At 71.6% G+C, this 15,186-nt stretch carries 14 protein-coding genes and 1 tRNA gene; 9 read left to right on the top strand and 6 right to left on the bottom strand.

The window, feature by feature from the left end; translation table 11 throughout:
* Positions 1–84 precede the first annotated feature (84 nt).
* Entirely contained in the window at positions 85–1,056 is a 972-nt protein-coding gene (locus ACFZBD_RS12025; protein ID WP_391139233.1) for an ATP-dependent DNA ligase, read from the top strand.
* A gap of 40 nt (positions 1,057–1,096) precedes the next feature.
* On the opposite strand, the gene ligD is transcribed toward ACFZBD_RS12025, so the two are convergent.
* On the bottom strand, positions 1,097–1,981 hold the full coding sequence (gene ligD, locus ACFZBD_RS12020; protein WP_391139232.1) for a non-homologous end-joining DNA ligase: 885 nt from the start codon (positions 1,979–1,981) through the stop codon (positions 1,097–1,099).
* 59 nt (positions 1,982–2,040) lie between these two features.
* Between ligD and ACFZBD_RS12015 the strand changes: the two genes are divergently transcribed.
* Positions 2,041–3,126 (top strand): Ku protein, encoded by a 1,086-nt coding sequence (locus ACFZBD_RS12015; protein ID WP_391139231.1) that lies wholly within the window; start codon positions 2,041–2,043, stop codon positions 3,124–3,126.
* 176 nt (positions 3,127–3,302) lie between these two features.
* Here ACFZBD_RS12015 and ACFZBD_RS12010 read toward each other — a convergent pair whose 3' ends face one another.
* Positions 3,303–4,139, bottom strand: coding sequence for a hypothetical protein (locus ACFZBD_RS12010; RefSeq protein WP_391139230.1), 837 nt, complete (start codon positions 4,137–4,139; stop codon positions 3,303–3,305).
* 157 nt (positions 4,140–4,296) lie between these two features.
* Entirely contained in the window at positions 4,297–5,310 is a 1,014-nt protein-coding gene (locus tag ACFZBD_RS12005; protein ID WP_391139229.1) for a DUF5954 family protein, read from the bottom strand.
* Positions 5,311–5,465: 155 nt separating this feature from the next.
* Between ACFZBD_RS12005 and ACFZBD_RS12000 the strand changes: the two genes are divergently transcribed.
* The 3 genes from ACFZBD_RS12000 to ACFZBD_RS11990 all read left to right on the top strand — a co-directional run bounded on the left by ACFZBD_RS12000 (position 5,466) and on the right by ACFZBD_RS11990 (position 8,429).
* On the top strand, positions 5,466–6,455 hold the full coding sequence (locus ACFZBD_RS12000; RefSeq protein ID WP_391139228.1) for an NERD domain-containing protein: 990 nt from the start codon (positions 5,466–5,468) through the stop codon (positions 6,453–6,455).
* Between the two features lie 185 nt (positions 6,456–6,640).
* The gene (locus ACFZBD_RS11995; protein WP_391139227.1) at positions 6,641–7,024 is read left to right on the top strand and encodes a DUF6083 domain-containing protein; all 384 of its coding nucleotides are present in this window, start codon (positions 6,641–6,643) and stop codon (positions 7,022–7,024) included.
* A gap of 496 nt (positions 7,025–7,520) precedes the next feature.
* Positions 7,521–8,429 (top strand): hypothetical protein, encoded by a 909-nt coding sequence (locus ACFZBD_RS11990; RefSeq protein WP_391139226.1) that lies wholly within the window; start codon positions 7,521–7,523, stop codon positions 8,427–8,429.
* A 12-nt stretch (positions 8,430–8,441) separates the two neighbouring features.
* Here ACFZBD_RS11990 and ACFZBD_RS11985 read toward each other — a convergent pair whose 3' ends face one another.
* The 3 genes from ACFZBD_RS11985 to ACFZBD_RS11975 all read right to left on the bottom strand — a co-directional run bounded on the left by ACFZBD_RS11985 (position 8,442) and on the right by ACFZBD_RS11975 (position 10,381).
* Positions 8,442–8,693 (bottom strand): hypothetical protein, encoded by a 252-nt coding sequence (locus ACFZBD_RS11985; RefSeq protein ID WP_391139225.1) that lies wholly within the window; start codon positions 8,691–8,693, stop codon positions 8,442–8,444.
* Positions 8,694–8,836: 143 nt separating this feature from the next.
* Positions 8,837–9,748, bottom strand: a complete 912-nt coding sequence (locus ACFZBD_RS11980) for a hypothetical protein (protein WP_391139224.1) — start codon at positions 9,746–9,748, stop codon at positions 8,837–8,839.
* Between the two features lie 561 nt (positions 9,749–10,309).
* A tRNA-Arg gene (locus ACFZBD_RS11975) sits at positions 10,310–10,381 on the bottom strand.
* Positions 10,382–10,492: 111 nt separating this feature from the next.
* Between ACFZBD_RS11975 and ACFZBD_RS11970 the strand changes: the two genes are divergently transcribed.
* The 4 genes from ACFZBD_RS11970 (at position 10,493) to ACFZBD_RS11955 (ending at position 15,185) form a co-directional block, all read left to right on the top strand.
* The gene (locus ACFZBD_RS11970) at positions 10,493–11,047 is read left to right on the top strand and encodes a response regulator (protein WP_391139223.1); all 555 of its coding nucleotides are present in this window, start codon (positions 10,493–10,495) and stop codon (positions 11,045–11,047) included.
* Between the two features lie 195 nt (positions 11,048–11,242).
* Positions 11,243–12,376, top strand: coding sequence for an ArgS-related anticodon-binding protein NrtL (gene nrtL, locus ACFZBD_RS11965; RefSeq protein ID WP_391139222.1), 1,134 nt, complete (start codon positions 11,243–11,245; stop codon positions 12,374–12,376).
* Between the two features lie 11 nt (positions 12,377–12,387).
* Positions 12,388–13,779 carry a diaminopimelate decarboxylase gene (gene lysA / locus ACFZBD_RS11960; RefSeq protein WP_391139221.1) on the top strand — a complete coding sequence of 464 codons (1,392 nt, stop codon included), beginning with the start codon at positions 12,388–12,390 and terminating at the stop codon, positions 13,777–13,779.
* A 107-nt stretch (positions 13,780–13,886) separates the two neighbouring features.
* A complete protein-coding gene (locus ACFZBD_RS11955; RefSeq protein ID WP_391139668.1) occupies positions 13,887–15,185 on the top strand; it encodes a homoserine dehydrogenase in 1,299 nt (432 codons plus the stop codon).
* The last annotated feature ends 1 nt before the right edge of the window (position 15,186 follow it).

Here is a 15,186-nt window from a genome sequence, read left to right as displayed (position 1 = left end):
GCTGCCCGCCGTCTCCGTGTGTCTCATGGCTGAATCGGCCGGGATCGGGGAGTAGCGGCGAGCCTCACGGGTGACCTCTGAGCCGTGGACCTCCCCCGTATCGCCCCGATGCTCGCCACGGCCGGCGCGCTGCCGCCCGCCCGGCAGGACACCGCATGGGCCTTCGAGACGAAACAGGATGGCCAAAGAGCGATCTTCTACCTCCCCGGGGACGGCAGGCTGGTGGTCCGTTCGCGGTCGGGCGAGGACGTCACCGCCGCCTACCCGGAGCTGGGGCCGCTCGGCCGGGCGCTGCCGACGGGGCGTACGGCGGTCCTCGACGGGGAGATCGTCATGCTCGACGAGAACGGGCACAGCGACTTCGCCCGGCTCCAGCCGCGGTTCGGTCTGGCGGCCTCTCCCGCGCGGGCGAGGCAGCTCGCCGCGCGGGACCCGGTGCACGCGGTCCTGTTCGACGTCCTGTTCCTGGACGGTCGGCTGCTGACCGGCCGGACCTGGGCGCAGCGCCGGGGGGAACTCGAAGGTCTCGCGCTGAGCGGCCCGACCTGGTCGACCCCGGGCGCCCTCATCGGCCACGGCGAGACCGCGCTGCGCGCGACCCGCGAGCACGGGCTGGAGGGCCTGGTCTGCAAGCGGATCAGCTCCCGTTACGAGCCGGGCGAACGCTCCCGCCACTGGATCAAGATCCGCAACATGCGCACCGCCGACATCGTCGTCGGGGGCTGGCTCCCCGGCGGCGGCCGGCTGACCGGCCTGCCCGGCTCGGTCCTGATGGGCCAGCGGCACGCGGGCGGGCTGCGCTATGTCGGCAGCGTGGGCACCGGCTGGAGCGAACCGGAACGCGCCGACCTGGCCCGGCTGCTGTACGCCGCCGAGATCGAGGAGTGCCCCTTCTCCGAGGTGCCACCGGTGGCCGGGGCGCACTGGGTGCTGCCACGGCTGGTGGGCGAGGTCCGCTACGCCGTCCGCACCCGGGCCGGAATGCTCCGCCAGCCCTCCTGGCTGCGCCTGCGCCCGGACCTGACACCGGAGACCTCGGCGGCGGACTTCGACTGACACTGAGCACCCCGCCCACCCCTCACCCCCGCCGTACAGGTCAGGGCAGGGCCCCGGCCCGCTCCGGTTCGAAGAGCCCCCCGAGGAGGTCCCCGTACCGCTCGATGCGTGGCGCGATGTCGTCCATGACGAGGTCGAGCCGCGCCGGGTCGTCGCACGCCTCGACCTCCTCCCAGGTCACGGGCGCGGAGACGGTCGGCCGTGCCCGGGCGCGCAGGGTGTACGGCGTGGCGGTGGTCTTGGCGGCGGCGTTCTGACTGTGGTCGACGAAGACCTTGCCGGGCCGCAGGGCGCGGTTCATCCGGTGCACGACCAGCGCGGGGTGGTCCGCCTCGGCCTGGACGGCGAGCTGCTTCGCGTACGCCGAGACCTCCTCGGAGGGCGTCGGCTCCAGGGGTACGAGGAGGTGGAGGCCCTTGGACCCGGAGGTCTTGGCGTAGGCCTCCAGGCCGTCGGCGGCGAGCCGCTCGCGCAGCCAGAGGGCGACCCGGCAGCACTCCACGACGGTGGCGGGCGGCCCCGGGTCGAGGTCGAAGACGATGCGGTCGGCGACGGCGGGGGCGTCGTTGCGCCACTGGGGCGTGTGGAACTCCACGACGAGGTTCGCCGCCCACATCAGCGAGGCGAGGTCCTGGACGACGATCTGGCGGGCGCGGGGGTCCTCGGAGCGGGGCACCGGCGCGGTGGTCACCCAGGTGGGCGTGCCGGGCGGCGGGTTCTTGGTGAAGAAGAGCTGCCCGTCCGGGCCGTCGGGATAGCGCAGGAAGGACACCGGCCGGTCCCGCAGATGGGGGAGGAGGGCGTCCGCGACGGTGGCGTAGTAGTGCAGCAGCTCGCCCTTGGTGGTGCCCGTGGCCGGGTGGAGGACCTTGTCCAGATTGCTGAGGGCCAGGCGCCGCCCCTCCACCTCCGTGATCGGCGTCATAGGATGAGAATCCCACGAATCCGGCATTTCTGTGCAAGCCCACACGGAAGGGATGAAACGTGCGATCCATTTGGAACGGCGCCATCTCCTTTGGCCTGGTCAGCATCCCGATCAAGCTGGTGAACGCCACCGAGAGCCGGTCCGTGTCCTTCCGCCAGATCCACACCGAGGACGGCGGCCGCATCCGCTACCGCAAGGTGTGCGAGCTGGACGGCGAAGAGGTCACCCAGGCCGACATCGGCAAGGCGTACGAGGACGCGGACGGGACCATGATCCCGATCACCGACGACGACCTGGCGTCCCTTCCGCTCCCGACGGCGAAGACGATCGAGATCGTCTCCTTCGTCCCGGCGAACGAGATCGACCCGCTCCAGATGGACGCCGCGTACTACCTCTCGGCGAACGGCGTACCCGCCGCCAAGCCGTACACCCTGCTGCGCGAGGCGCTGAAGCGCAGCGACAGGGTGGCGGTGGTGAAGTACGCCCTGCGGGGGCGGGAGCGGCTCGGGATGCTCCGGGTGGTGGAGGACGTGATCGCGATGCACGGCCTGCTGTGGCCGGACGAGATCCGCGCCCCGGAAGGCGTGGCCCCGGAGACGCCGGTGTCGGTGAGGGAGGCCGAACTCGACCTGGCGGACGCCCTGATGGCGACGTTGGGCGAGGTCGACATCACCACCCTGCACGACGACTACCGGGAGGCGGTCGAGGAGATGATCGCCGCGAAGGCGGAGGGCGGCGAGGCCGTGGCGCCCCCGGAGCCGGCGTCGGAGGGCGGCGGCAGGGTGATCGACCTGATGGCGGCGCTGGAGAGCAGCGTCCGCGCGGCCAAGGAGGCCCGCGGCGAGCAGCCGTCCGCGCCGGCGGCGGAGAAGCCGGCCTCGGTGACGGAGCTCAAGCCGCGGAAGAAGACGGCCGCGACGAGGAGCAGGACGACGCCGAAGGAGACGGACGCGAAGAAGTCGACCTCGAAGACGGCGGCGAAGAAGACGGCCGAGCCGGCCCGGAAGTCGACGGCGAAGAAGGCGGCGGCGAAGAAGACGACGTCGGGGTCGGGGTCTTCGAAGGCGTCGACGGCGGGGTCGAAGGCGTCGACGGCGAAGAAGTCGCAGGCGAAGAAGGCGACACCGCGCAAGCGCTCGGCGTGACGGCGGACGGGCGGGACCGCGGACCGTCGGACGGGCGTGACCGCGGGCGGCGTAACGACATGACGGTGGGCGGCGTAACGGCTCAGCGGCTCAACGACCCCTGCCGCGATACCCGGCGCCCTCCCTCCCCGAGCGCCGGCCCGCCTCCCCCCGAGCACCAGGCACCCCCGCTGCCCCTACCGGCCGGCTGCCGCCCGCGGCTCCCGCAGCAGCTCCCGCAGCGAGCTGGTCATGGCGGCGACGAACCGCTCGCGCTCGGCCTCTCCGACGAGGTCGAGCGAGAGGTACGGATTGAGGTCCTCCAGTTCGACGAGGAGGAGCTCCCCGTCCGGCGCCCGGCAGGCGTCGACGCGCTGGATCCCGTACGGCAGGTCGTTCCAGTCCACGAACCGCCGGGCGAACTCCAGGTCCGGGCCGGTCGGCTCGTACGGCCGGAGCACCCAGCGGGCCTCCGGGTCGGGTGCGTGGAGCGCGTACTGGAAGTCGCGCCCGACGAAGTAGAACGACACCTCGTACGTGAACGGGATGCGCGGCTGTACGAGCATGCCGGCCGGGTCGACGTCCGCGAGGTCCGCCCCGTCGACGAAGCGCAGGCCGACCGAGTCGGCGCCGAGGAGCGGTTTCACGACGTACTCGTCGGCCTTCGGCAGCCTCGCGAACTCCTCGCGGTACCCCGCCGTGGGAATGACCGGAAATCCCTCCCTCGACAGATGGAGGAGGTACTCCTTCCCGGCCATGTCGCCCTTGCCGGTGAGGGAGTTGAACATCCGGGTGCCGGCGGCGAGCGCGGCGGCGCGGAAGTGGTCGTACGCCTCCTGGTAGTGGAGGACGGGGCCGCTGTTGCGGACGACGACGGAGTCGAAGCGGTCGATCAGCGCGGCGGCGTCGAGGGGGTGGACGAGGGCGAGATCGAACTCCTCGCGCAGCCGGCCGGAGAGCCAGATGTCCTCGTCGCAGTAGCGGCGGCCGCGCGCCTGATAGCCCAGGTCGGTGACGTAAAGAAGCGATCCCATGCGGTCATCCTCGCACCGCGCGGAAACCCGCCGGCTGGTCCCCTCCGCGGGTCTCTCCGTACGGGAACCCGGCGGCTGGTCCCCTTTGCAGGTCTCCCCGCGCGGAAACCCCGCGGCCGGCCCCTCCTCAGGTCCCCCTCCTGGCCGTCTCCCTCGCTCACCCCTCGGTCGCGTAGTGGACGGTCCCGTCCTCGTCCATGGTCGGGTGCATCTTCATGGGCCCGTAGTCGTCGACGTCCGAGGGGCGGGGCGGCTCGGGCCCGTCGGGTCCGAAGCGGACCAGGCGCGAGATCCGGCAGATCCGGAAGATCCGGTCGTCCACCCGCGCCTCGTCGGCTCGCCCGGCCGCCCGGAACCGCTCGCCGGCGAGGCGGTAGCGCTCGCGCTTCTCGTCGTCGAACTCGTAGAGGAGGGGCCAGGTGGAGGTCATCCCGTCGTACAGCAGCCGCCGGGCGTCGTGCGGGGTCGGCATCAGACCGCCGCGGGGCCGCCACCCCTCCCCGCGCCGCTCGGCGATGCCGAAGACGACCGGCAGCAGGGCGATGTCCGCGTGCGAGGCGACGGCCCGCAGCGAGTCGTCCCGTACGGCGGCGGGAAAACGCTCCCCGGAGTACACGAACTCGCGCATCCCCAGCTTCAGGACCTCGTCCATCAGCCCCTCCTCCCGTACGGGATCCAGGACGAACCCCTCGTCCGGGGAGGCGGCCGTGTGCTTCTCCTCCCAGCCCGGGTCGACCGGCTCGGGATCGGTGGCGCGGGGCGGCTCGAGCCCGTCGTCCCCGCAGCGCGCGAACTCGTCACCCCGGACGACCCGGTACCGCTCCCCGCGGACCCGGACCTCGTCGACGGACTCCCGCTCCATGATCGCGACGGCGGCGAGGAGATCACGGCGCACGGCGGGGTCGTCGGTGTCGTCCTTGGCGCGGAACCACAGGATCGAATGCAACCCGTCCCGCGCCTCCTGCGGCGTCGCCCCCCGCATCTCCACGACCACCTCCCACCCCCGCTCCCGCTCCACCGCCACCCCGAACACCGCCCCCCGCACGGCAACCCCCGGATAGAGGGCGGAAGCCCGCGCGGCATCGGTCTCCCGCACCCAGGCGACCGGATCACCCTCCCGCTCGAGCGCGTCACGCATCCGATCGATCCGTCGCTTCCAGTCATCACTCATGCGCGCATTGTGATCCGCCCCGCCGGGTGCCCGGGCGGATTTCCCTCAACTCCCCCCGATCGGGGACGAGAAGGCGTCCGACTCCCGGGCGCTCTTGTGCGGTTCGTCCCCTGCTGCTGCGATAGCGGCGGGGATGACACAGGTCAGGGGGCGGGATGAGCGGTCTGAGAGTCAGCGAGTGGAAGCGGCCCGGGCACGATCGGCTGTACGTGAACCTGCCCGACGGCACGGCGGTCGCGTGGGCGGACCGCCGCACGGGCAGGGTGCAGGTCCTCGCGGAGGAGCACCGGCGGGCGGCCCTGGAAGCCCTCCGGCCGCACCTCGCCGCGGCGCCTCCACCGTCGTCCCCGAAGGCGCCGCCCTCCCCGGCGCCCGCTCGACCTCCGGAGCCCGCCCGACCTCCGGCGCCGACCCCGGTTCGCAGCCCGTCCGGGGTCCGGACACCTCCCGCGACGCCTCCCGCGCCCCCTCCGGCTGTTGCACGAGCGGCGCGCGGGGGGCACGTACCCCGCTTACCGGCCCTGACGACCGCCGACGACCTGGCCCTGAACCGACCCGGGGCCGCCCTCCTCTCCCTCATCGCCGCGAAGGGGCCGACCCGGCTGGAGAGGGCCTGGGCGCGACTGTGCCGGCGCCCTTCCGAGTGGGATCCGTGGTTCGCCGGGCTGGCGGGGGAGCGGCGGGTGGGCCGGGAGCTGAAGCGGCTGTCCCCGTACGGCTGGCGGGCGCTGCACGGCATCACGCTTCCGTCGGGTGCGGACATCGACCATCTGCTCGTCGGGCCGGGCGGGGTGTTCTGCATCAACACCAAGCACCACGCGGGGAAGCCGGTGTGGGTCGGGGACACGATGGCCCGGGTCGACCACGGGCCCCCCGTCCCCTACGTGGCGGCCAGCAGACGCGAAGCCGACCGCGTGCGCGCGGTGCTGGAGCGCCACTGCGGCTTTCCCGTCCCCGTACGGCCGGCTCTCGTCTTCGTCGGTGTGACCGAGCTGGTCACGGCTTCCGGCGCCCCGGGCGACGTCCACGTCTGCCGCGAACGGGAGGTCTCCGCGCTCGGGCCGCTGAGCGGGGTGCTGGACGCCCACCAGTTGGAGCGGATCCACGACGTCGCTCGCCACCGCCGGGCGTGGACACGGCACTGACGTCTCCGCCCTCCGCACGACCACGGGAACGGACACGACGCGATGTCTCGGCCGCGAGCCGACGGTCGGAAGCTGCCCCATGCACCTGCCGAGTCGACTTTCGTCCCGCCACAGCACAACGACACCATGCGCCCTGTCCGATTCGCGCTCTTCGCGCGGCGCTCCGGCTGCCGGACCCTCACGGTATGGGGGAATTCAAGGACAGGCCGCGTCGCCTGGGAGGCGGGCAGTCCCGCTGCCCGCACTGCGGTCTCCTCGCGGACCGCGTGGCGACGGCCGAACACGACTGGGTCCTGCTGGAGCCGGATGTCATGCCGCCGGCGCACAGGGTGCCGGCGGAGCACCGGTGGATCGTGCTGTCCGACGGCCGGGTGACCGTCTACGGCGTCTGCCCGCCGGTACCGGAGCAGCGCTGCCGCATCGAACACCGGCTCGCCTGCGCGGCCCGACCGCTGCCGGACCTGTGGCCGTGGCTGACCTCCCTGCGCGGCGAGAACGCGCGGCGAGCGTCCCGCCAGGCCGACCCGACGCTCCTCCCACCCCCGCAGGAGTGGCCGGACGCCGGATGACCCCGGGCAAGCCCAGGGCCGCGCGCGCCACCCGCATCACCCGTGCTTCACCCGTACGGCGTGGAGGGGCGGCTTGGCCCCGCCGACCGGCCTCGGCACTGTGCCGGCATGAACGCACAGCGCACCCCGTCCTGGAGGGCCGCCGCCCCCTGGATCCTGATGGCGGCCGGCCTGGCAGCGACCGCGGTCGAACTGGCCCTGTTCGGTGCGGAGGACGTGACGGGAGCACTGACGTACGCCGGCCGGATCAGCGGTGTCGTCTTCCTGACGGCGGCGGCCCTCGAAGTCGTCGCCCTCGGCTCCCTGCTCAACCTTCCGCAGCCCCGTCCGGCGACCTACTCGGGCGCCTTCGTCATTCTCGGCGTCCTGATCGCGCTGCTGACCAACGTCGTCCTGCTCATCCTGCACCTGGACGGCAGCTTCACCCCGTACGCGCTCTTCCTCGTCCTGCTGCCGTGGTCCTGCTGGGCTCTACCGGGCCGGGGTGTTCCGGCATGTGCCCCACGCCAAGGGGTTCGCGGCGGGCGTGGTGCTCGCGGGGATCCTGGCGGTCGCCAACTTCACCCACGCGCAGGTCTACCAGCCCTACACGGCGACGGCGATGCTCACGACCTCCGTCGACTTCGGCCCCGCCACCGCCCTCACTCCGGACGGCGCGGTCAGCGTCCCGGTGCGCCTGCGCACCCGTAACACCGGCAAGGTCGGCGTGTACGTCCTCGGCTCCCTCTACCAGGTGAGCGGACGCGAACACTCCTACGTCGACAAGCCCCGCCCTGACACGGACTGGCTCCAGGACCTCAACAGCCGCCAGAGGGACCTCATGCGCTATACGGACGTCATTCCCGGCCGCTACGAACTCCTCTCCCAGGGCCAGTTCATCGGCCGATCCGGCCCGGCGGCCATGGTGCTCGACCCGGGCGCCGACGTCGTGACGGAACGGGTCGTCCAATTCCCGAAGGAGAAGTCCTACGAAGTGCTCGCCGCCACCGCGAACATCGTCTTCCTCAGAAAGGACCGGGCGAAGCTCCTCGACGACTACGCCGCCTCCGGCGCCAGCTCCTGGACGAAGGAATTCCGCCACGGCTCCACGAGCAAGGCCCCGGAATGGGTCACCCATTCCGCCCCCGTCAACACCTTCCGCCACCAGTCCCGCATCGCCCACAGCACCGCGGTCCTGGAGAACACCCGCGCCCCGCATTACGTCACCGTCTGGTGGGCCCTGCACACCCCGACGTCGGAAATCCCCTTCGCCCCCGACCTCGTGGCCGTGGTGGGCACCAAGGAAGACCTGAACCACGCACCGACCGCGACACAACGACACCTCATGAGGGAACGCTACGGCCTCGCGTACGCCCCGAGCGGCTCCATCCACAGATCTCTCCCCGACCTCCTGAAGACGCCATGACCGGGCCCGGCGCTATGGGTGCGCTCCGACCTCCGGGTCGTACCAGTCGGGCAGTTCTTGAGTGGCACGCACCTCGAGCCGCATGAGCGCGCGCACATGGGCTTGCTGCGCCACGATGAGGTCAAGGAGCCCGATGACCTGATCGAGGCCAGCCTGCCGAGCGGGCGAGTCCGCCTGCCCTGCCAGCCTCATCAGCAGTCCATAGGCCTTGGTGAGTTGTGTGTTCACTTGGCTCTCGATCTTGAGAACAGGGTCGCTCGCCACCAGCTGCGCTTCAGCGCGCGCATCGCGCTGGACACGCCGTCCTCCCCTTTTCCCTCAGCCTCCTCTGACGCCCAGGCGGCTGACCAGGGGCTGGCCTTTTGCCTCCGCTCTCCCGCCCAGGAGGCTCGCCCTTCTCCCGCCGCTCAGCTCGGCCGGCGCTTGCGCAGGAGCGAAGTCCTCGCCTTCAGCGTTCCCGTTGCCGGCGGGGTTTGGACGACGGCGTCGTCCGCTTCCTGCTCCGCGGCGTGGCCAGCGTGGCCAGTGGAGGACTCGTGCTCCACGACGACGTCCGGGTCCACGATCCGGTGCGTCGGCTTTGACAACTCCAAACTGGAGAGATGCCTTTTCAGCCGCTTCGCCATCGGCAGGTAGGTCGCAAGAGTGAGTCCGCCGGAGATAACGGCTCCGACGACAGGAATGGCCTTCGAGACGGACCTCGCGAAGGTCTGCTTCGTCATCTCAACGCCGAGGTAGGCCGCGACCTTCTTGACGATCGGATAGATGACGCCCTGGGTGAGTGCCTTCTGCGGCAGCTTCTTCGCGACCTGTTTCGACATCAGCCCCGCGACCTTCCCCACGGCCGTGTTCGCCGATTGGGTTCCGCACATGACGCCGATGAAGAGCGTGAGAACTCCCTTGGTCGCGTCATCGATGTCGTCGCTGTCGCCGGCGAACAGATCGGGCCAGCTGTACAGGTAGGCGAGCTTCTGCGCGATACGCAGCATATGGCCGAAGTACTGCGCCATATCGGCGGGCACAGTGGCGGGCAGTGCGATGAAGCCCGGTATGCCGGCAGCCGCGGAGAGGGCGCTGGCCTTGGTGGTTTCGTAGTTGATGGAGTCGTTGGCTGCTTTGTCCAGGATCTCCTGGGGGATACCCGCCGCCGCGGGGGTCTCGTCGATCGCTTTGCGAATGTCGTCCTCGGAGCAGTATCGACCCAGGGCCTTTCGCAGGTACGCCTCCCTGTGGATGCGCACGCCCGGAAGGTTCGCCGCCGCCGCCAGCACCGCGGAGAAACGCGATTCCGGATCTTCGATCGCTTTGCTCGTGGCCATGCCGAGAACCTACAGGGCAAGGAGGGAGCCCTCAGGGGAAATCGATCGTTCCGGTCCGCGCGGGGGTGGCCGGGCCCCTGAACGTCGGGGTCGTTCGAGCTGGGGCTGCTTCGTACGTCGGTGGCTACGGTCGAGCCCGTGCCGTCGCCTCGTCTTACTCTTCGTGGCGCTCCCGATCGTCATCCTGGGACGGCTACGAGGTGGAAACCGGCTGGTGTCAGGTGGAGATCGATCCGGTCGGCGGCTCGGACGTTCTACTCAGCGGAGTCGTGGACCCCGCGCGCCTCGACGAGTTGGGCCGGATCCTCGCTGCCTTTGAGCTCGCGTGCACGCTGGAGCTGAGCGACGAGAGCCACACCTCGGTACGAGAGATCCGAGGATGATCCACCAGCACTCCAAAGACCCCTGGACTTGTCAGGGGGACTCCCTCTCGCCTGACGCTTCGCCCCACGGCCAAGGCCGCGAATAGGTCGTTAGCACTGGCACACGCCTGCGCAACGCGAAAGACCCCGTCCTCAGCGTCAAAGCTGGTGGCGGGGTCTTCGGGCACTTCCTGCGAAGTGCCCCCGGCAGGATTCGAACCTGCGCACACGGCTCCGGAGGCCGTTGCTCTATCCCCTGAGCTACGGGGGCGTCCGCCGCGTTCGGCGGCGACGGGTAGAACCCTACCAGCATCCGGGACGTGCCTGTGAACAGGTATTTCCGTCGCGTCACCGCGTCCTCGTTCCCCCGCACGGGTCGGAAGTGGGCAAAACCCGGACGCAGCCTCTGCACGCGACCTACTCTCGTCGTGTGTCAGGCGTGCCCGGCCGGGTGCTCGTTGTCGATGACAACCGCGTGATCCGGCAGTTGATCAGGGTCAACCTCGAGCTTGAGGGCTTCGAGGTCGTGACCGCGGCCGATGGTGCCGAGTGTCTGGATGTCGTGCATCAGGTATGTCCTGATGTCGTCACCCTCGACGTCGTGATGCCCCGACTGGACGGGCTGCGGACCGCCGAGCGGCTGCGGTCCGATCCGCGTACCAGTCATCTGCCCGTCGCGATCGTCAGCGCCTGCACCGACTACGACCTGGACGGTGGCGCCGCCGGCATCGACGCGTTCCTCGCCAAGCCCTTCGAGCCCACCGAACTCGTCCGGGTCGTGCGGCAGCTCATGCGCCGGGAAGGCCGGGGACAACACGAGCGCGGTGGCCGGCGCGGAGAGCGCCGTGGTGGCGGGCAGGAGGGGTCGCCGTCCGTCGACGGCAGCAGACTAGGGGCCGGACAGGCGGGGAGCGCGAGCCGCCGCTCGCCTCGATAGCGCCCCCTCCTCCCTCCGGCCCGCCCCCCTCCGACCCTCGTCGCTCCGATGCCCTGCCCTGTCTGGCCCCGCCCGGCCCCGTCTCCCCGGCCCCCTCCGCCCGCGAGACCCGGCAGACCCGAGCCCCGCCACCCCCCTGCCCGCATCGCGAAACCGGTTCGCGTTCCGACCCCCCTCCTCCCCTACGCTTGTGCCGTGACCCCCGCGGACCTCTCCCTCACCGTGCTGCACGCCGTGCGCAGCGCGGTCGACCGTGGTGTGCTGCGGGGAACCGTGCCCGAGCGGGTCAAGATCGAGCGGCCCCGGGCCGGGGGACGCGGGGACTGGGTCAGTGGGGTCGCCCTCCAGCTGGCCCGCGAAGCCGGGCTCGCGCCCCGGGACGTCGCCGAGATCCTCGCCCGCATCCTCCAAGAGCCACCCCACCCCGAGCCCCGCCCCGCCGCCGGCGACCTCCCCGCCGACCCCCCCATCCCCGCCACCCTCCGGCAGCCCCCCCACCCCCACCCCCCCTTCACCTCCGTCGACGTCACCGGCCCCGGGTTTCTCAACTTCACCCTCCGGGACGACGCCCAGCAGACCCTCGTACGCGACATCCTGCGCCTCGGCCCCCGCTACGGATGGCGCCCACCCACCGGGGAACGCGCCCAGCCCGCCTACCGCGCCGACGTACGGGCCGCCGTCACGGCCGACGCCCTGCGGCGCATCCTCGTCTCCCAGGGCTGCCTCGTCCGCACCAGCTGCGAAGACGCCGCCGACCCCGCCTGGACCCGGCTCGGGGTCCGGATCGAGGCCCAGGGCGGCCGCGGCCGGCTCGCCACCGACGTCGCACCCCTCCCCGCCCCGTACACCGCCGCCCAGCTCGCCCGGCGCCTCGGCGTCGACGCCGCCCGCTGGGGGCTCCTCGCCGCCGCCGCGCACGACGCGCCCCGGCTCGGCGACGACCTCCTGCGCCAGTCCGAGGGCAACCCCCTCTTCCGCGTCCGGTACGCCCACTCCCGTACCCGCGCCCTCCTCCGCAACGCCGGACAGCTCGGCTTCCGGAGCGCGGCCGAGGAGCACGTCGAGGACGGACGGGAACTCGCCACGCGCCTCGGCGACCACCCCCTCGTCCTCGCATCCGCCGCCCGCCTGTGCGCCCCCGACCGGGTCGCCCGGCACCTCGAGGCCACCGCCGACGCGCTGCTCGACTTCCAGCACACCGTGCTGCCCCGCGGCGACGAGAAACCCTCGGCCGCCCACCGTTCCCGGCTCGCGCTCGCCGAAGCCGCCGGGACGGTGCTCGCCGGTGGCCTCTCCCTGCTCGGCATCAGCGCCCCCGACCAGATGTGAAAGATGCAGACATGAGCCGTTCCGCCCACCCCGCCGGGCCCCGTCACGCCGACGTCTACCCCGAGGGCCACTACTCCGCCCCGCCCGCCGACCTCAACCTCCTCGACCCGAAGGTGTGGTCCAGGACCGTCGACCGGGGCGACGACGGCGTCGTGACCGTCGCCGGGCTGCCGGTGACCCGGCTCGCGCAGGAGTTCGGCACACCCGCCTACTTCCTCGACGAGTCCGACTTCCGCGCCCGCTGCCGCGCCTGGGCCGAGGCCTTCGGCGCCGACGCGGACGTCTTCTACGCCGGCAAGGCGTTCCTCTCCCGCGCCGTCGTCCGCTGGCTCACCGAGGAGGGGCTCAACCTCGACGTGTGCTCCGCCGGAGAGCTCACCACCGCCCTCGACGCCGGCATGCCCGCCGAACGCATCGCCTACCACGGCAACAACAAGTCGCCCGAGGAGATCCGCCGCGCCATCGAGGCCGGGGTCGGCCGCATCGTCCTCGACTCCTTCCAGGAGATCGTCCGCGTCGCCCACACCGCCCAGTCCCTCGGCAAGCGCCAGCGCGTCCAGATCCGCGTCACCGTCGGCGTCGAGGCTCACACCCACGAGTTCATCGCCACCGCCCACGAGGACCAGAAGTTCGGCATCGCGCTGGCCGGCGGGCAGGCCGCCGAGGCCGTGCGGCGCGCCCTCAAGCTCGACGGGCTCGAACTCATCGGGATCCACTCGCACATCGGATCCCAGATCTTCGACATGGCCGGTTTCGAGGTGTCCGCCCGCCGCGTCGTCCAGCTGCTCGCCGAAGTCCGCGACGAGCACGGCGTCGAACTGCCCGAGATCGACCTCGGCGGCGGCCTCGGCATCGCCTACACCTCCGACGACGACCCCCGCGAGCCCCACCACATCGCCAAGGCCCTGAACGAGATCGTCACCCGCGAATGCGAGTCCGCCGGGCTCCGCACCCCCCGCATCTCCGTCGAGCCCGGCCGCGCCATCGTCGGCCCCACCGCGTTCACCCTCTACGAGGTCGGCACCGTCAAGCCCCTCGAAGGGCTGCGGACGTACGTCAGCGTCGACGGCGGAATGTCCGACAACATCCGCACCGCGCTGTACGACGCCGAATACAGCGTCGCCCTGGTGTCGCGGACGAGTGACGCCGAGCCGATGCTCTCCCGCGTCGTCGGCAAGCACTGCGAGAGCGGTGACATCGTGGTCAAGGACGCGTTCCTGCCCGCCGACCTGGCGCCCGGCGACCTCATCGCCGTGCCCGCCACCGGCGCGTACTGCCGCTCCATGGCCAGCAACTACAACCACGCGCTCCGCCCGCCCGTCGTCGCCGTCCGCGACGGCGCGGCCCGGGTGATCGTCCGGCGCGAGACGGAGGAAGATCTCCTGCGTCTCGATGTCGGCTGATGAAATAGATGTCTCAGGATCCGGACGGAGGGCAGAAACCTCCGTCCGGTGAGTGAGACTGGTCCCACCGTAGAGATACGAAGAAGTACGAGAAACGAGGTCGGATGATGCGTACGCGTCCGCTGAAGGTGGCGCTGCTGGGCTGTGGTGTGGTCGGCTCAGAGGTGGCGCGCATCATGACGACGCACGCCGACGACCTCGCCGCGCGCATCGGCGCCCCGGTCGAGCTCGCCGGCGTGGCGGTCCGCCGCCCCGACAAGGTCCGCGAGGGCATCCCCGCGGAGCTGATCACCACCGATGCCACCGCCCTGGTCAAACGGGGCGACATCGACGTCGTCGTCGAGGTCATCGGCGGTGTCGAGCCGGCCCGCACCCTCATCACCACCGCCTTCGAGCACGGCGCCTCCGTCGTCTCGGCGAACAAGGCGCTCCTCGCCCAGGACGGCGCGAACCTCTACGCCTCCGCCGACCAGCACGGCCAGGACCTCTACTACGAGGCCGCCGTCGCGGGCGCCATCCCCCTGATCCGGCCGCTGCGCGAGTCCCTCGCCGGCGACAAGATCAACCGGGTGATGGGCATCGTCAACGGCACCACCAACTTCATCCTCGACCGGATGGACACCAACGGCGCCGGCTACTCCGAGGCGCTCGACGAGGCCACCGCCCTCGGGTACGCCGAAGCCGACCCGACCGCCGACGTGGAGGGCTTCGACGCCGCCGCCAAGGCCGCGATCCTCGCCGGAATCGCCTTCCACACGCGCGTGCGCCTCGACGACGTCTACCGCGAGGGCATGACCGAGGTCACCGCAGCCGACTTCGCCTCCGCCAAGCGGATGGGCTGCACCATCAAGCTGCTCGCCATCTGCGAGCGCTCCGCGGACGGCGGGTCCGTCACCGCGCGCGTGCACCCCGCGATGATCCCGCTCAGCCACCCGCTCGCCTCCGTCCGCGAGGCCTACAACGCGGTCTTCGTCGAGGCGGAGGCCGCCGGGCGGCTCATGTTCTACGGCCCCGGCGCCGGCGGCTCTCCGACCGCCTCCGCCGTGCTCGGCGACCTCGTCGCCGTCTGCCGCAACAAGCTCAACGAGGCCACGGGCCCCGGCGAGTCCGCGTACACCCAGCTGCCCGTGAGCCCCATGGGCGACGTGGTGACGCGGTACCACATCAGCCTCGACGTGGCCGACAAGCCGGGCGTTCTCGCCCAGGTCGCGACGGTCTTCGCCGAGCACGGCGTATCGATCGACACGGTACGCCAGCAAGGCCGACCCGACGGCGGCGGCGAGGCCTCCCTCGTCGTCGTCACCCACCGCGCGCCCGACGCCGCCCTCTCCGGGACCGTCGAAGCGCTGCGCAAGCTCGACACCGTGCGCGGTGTCGCCAGCATCATGCGTGTTGAAGGGGAGTAAG

This window comes from Streptomyces sp. NPDC008121 (assembly GCF_042957155.1).
In the GTDB taxonomy this organism is placed as follows: domain Bacteria; phylum Actinomycetota; class Actinomycetes; order Streptomycetales; family Streptomycetaceae; genus Streptomyces.
This window is presented reverse-complemented; position numbering and strand designations above follow the sequence as displayed.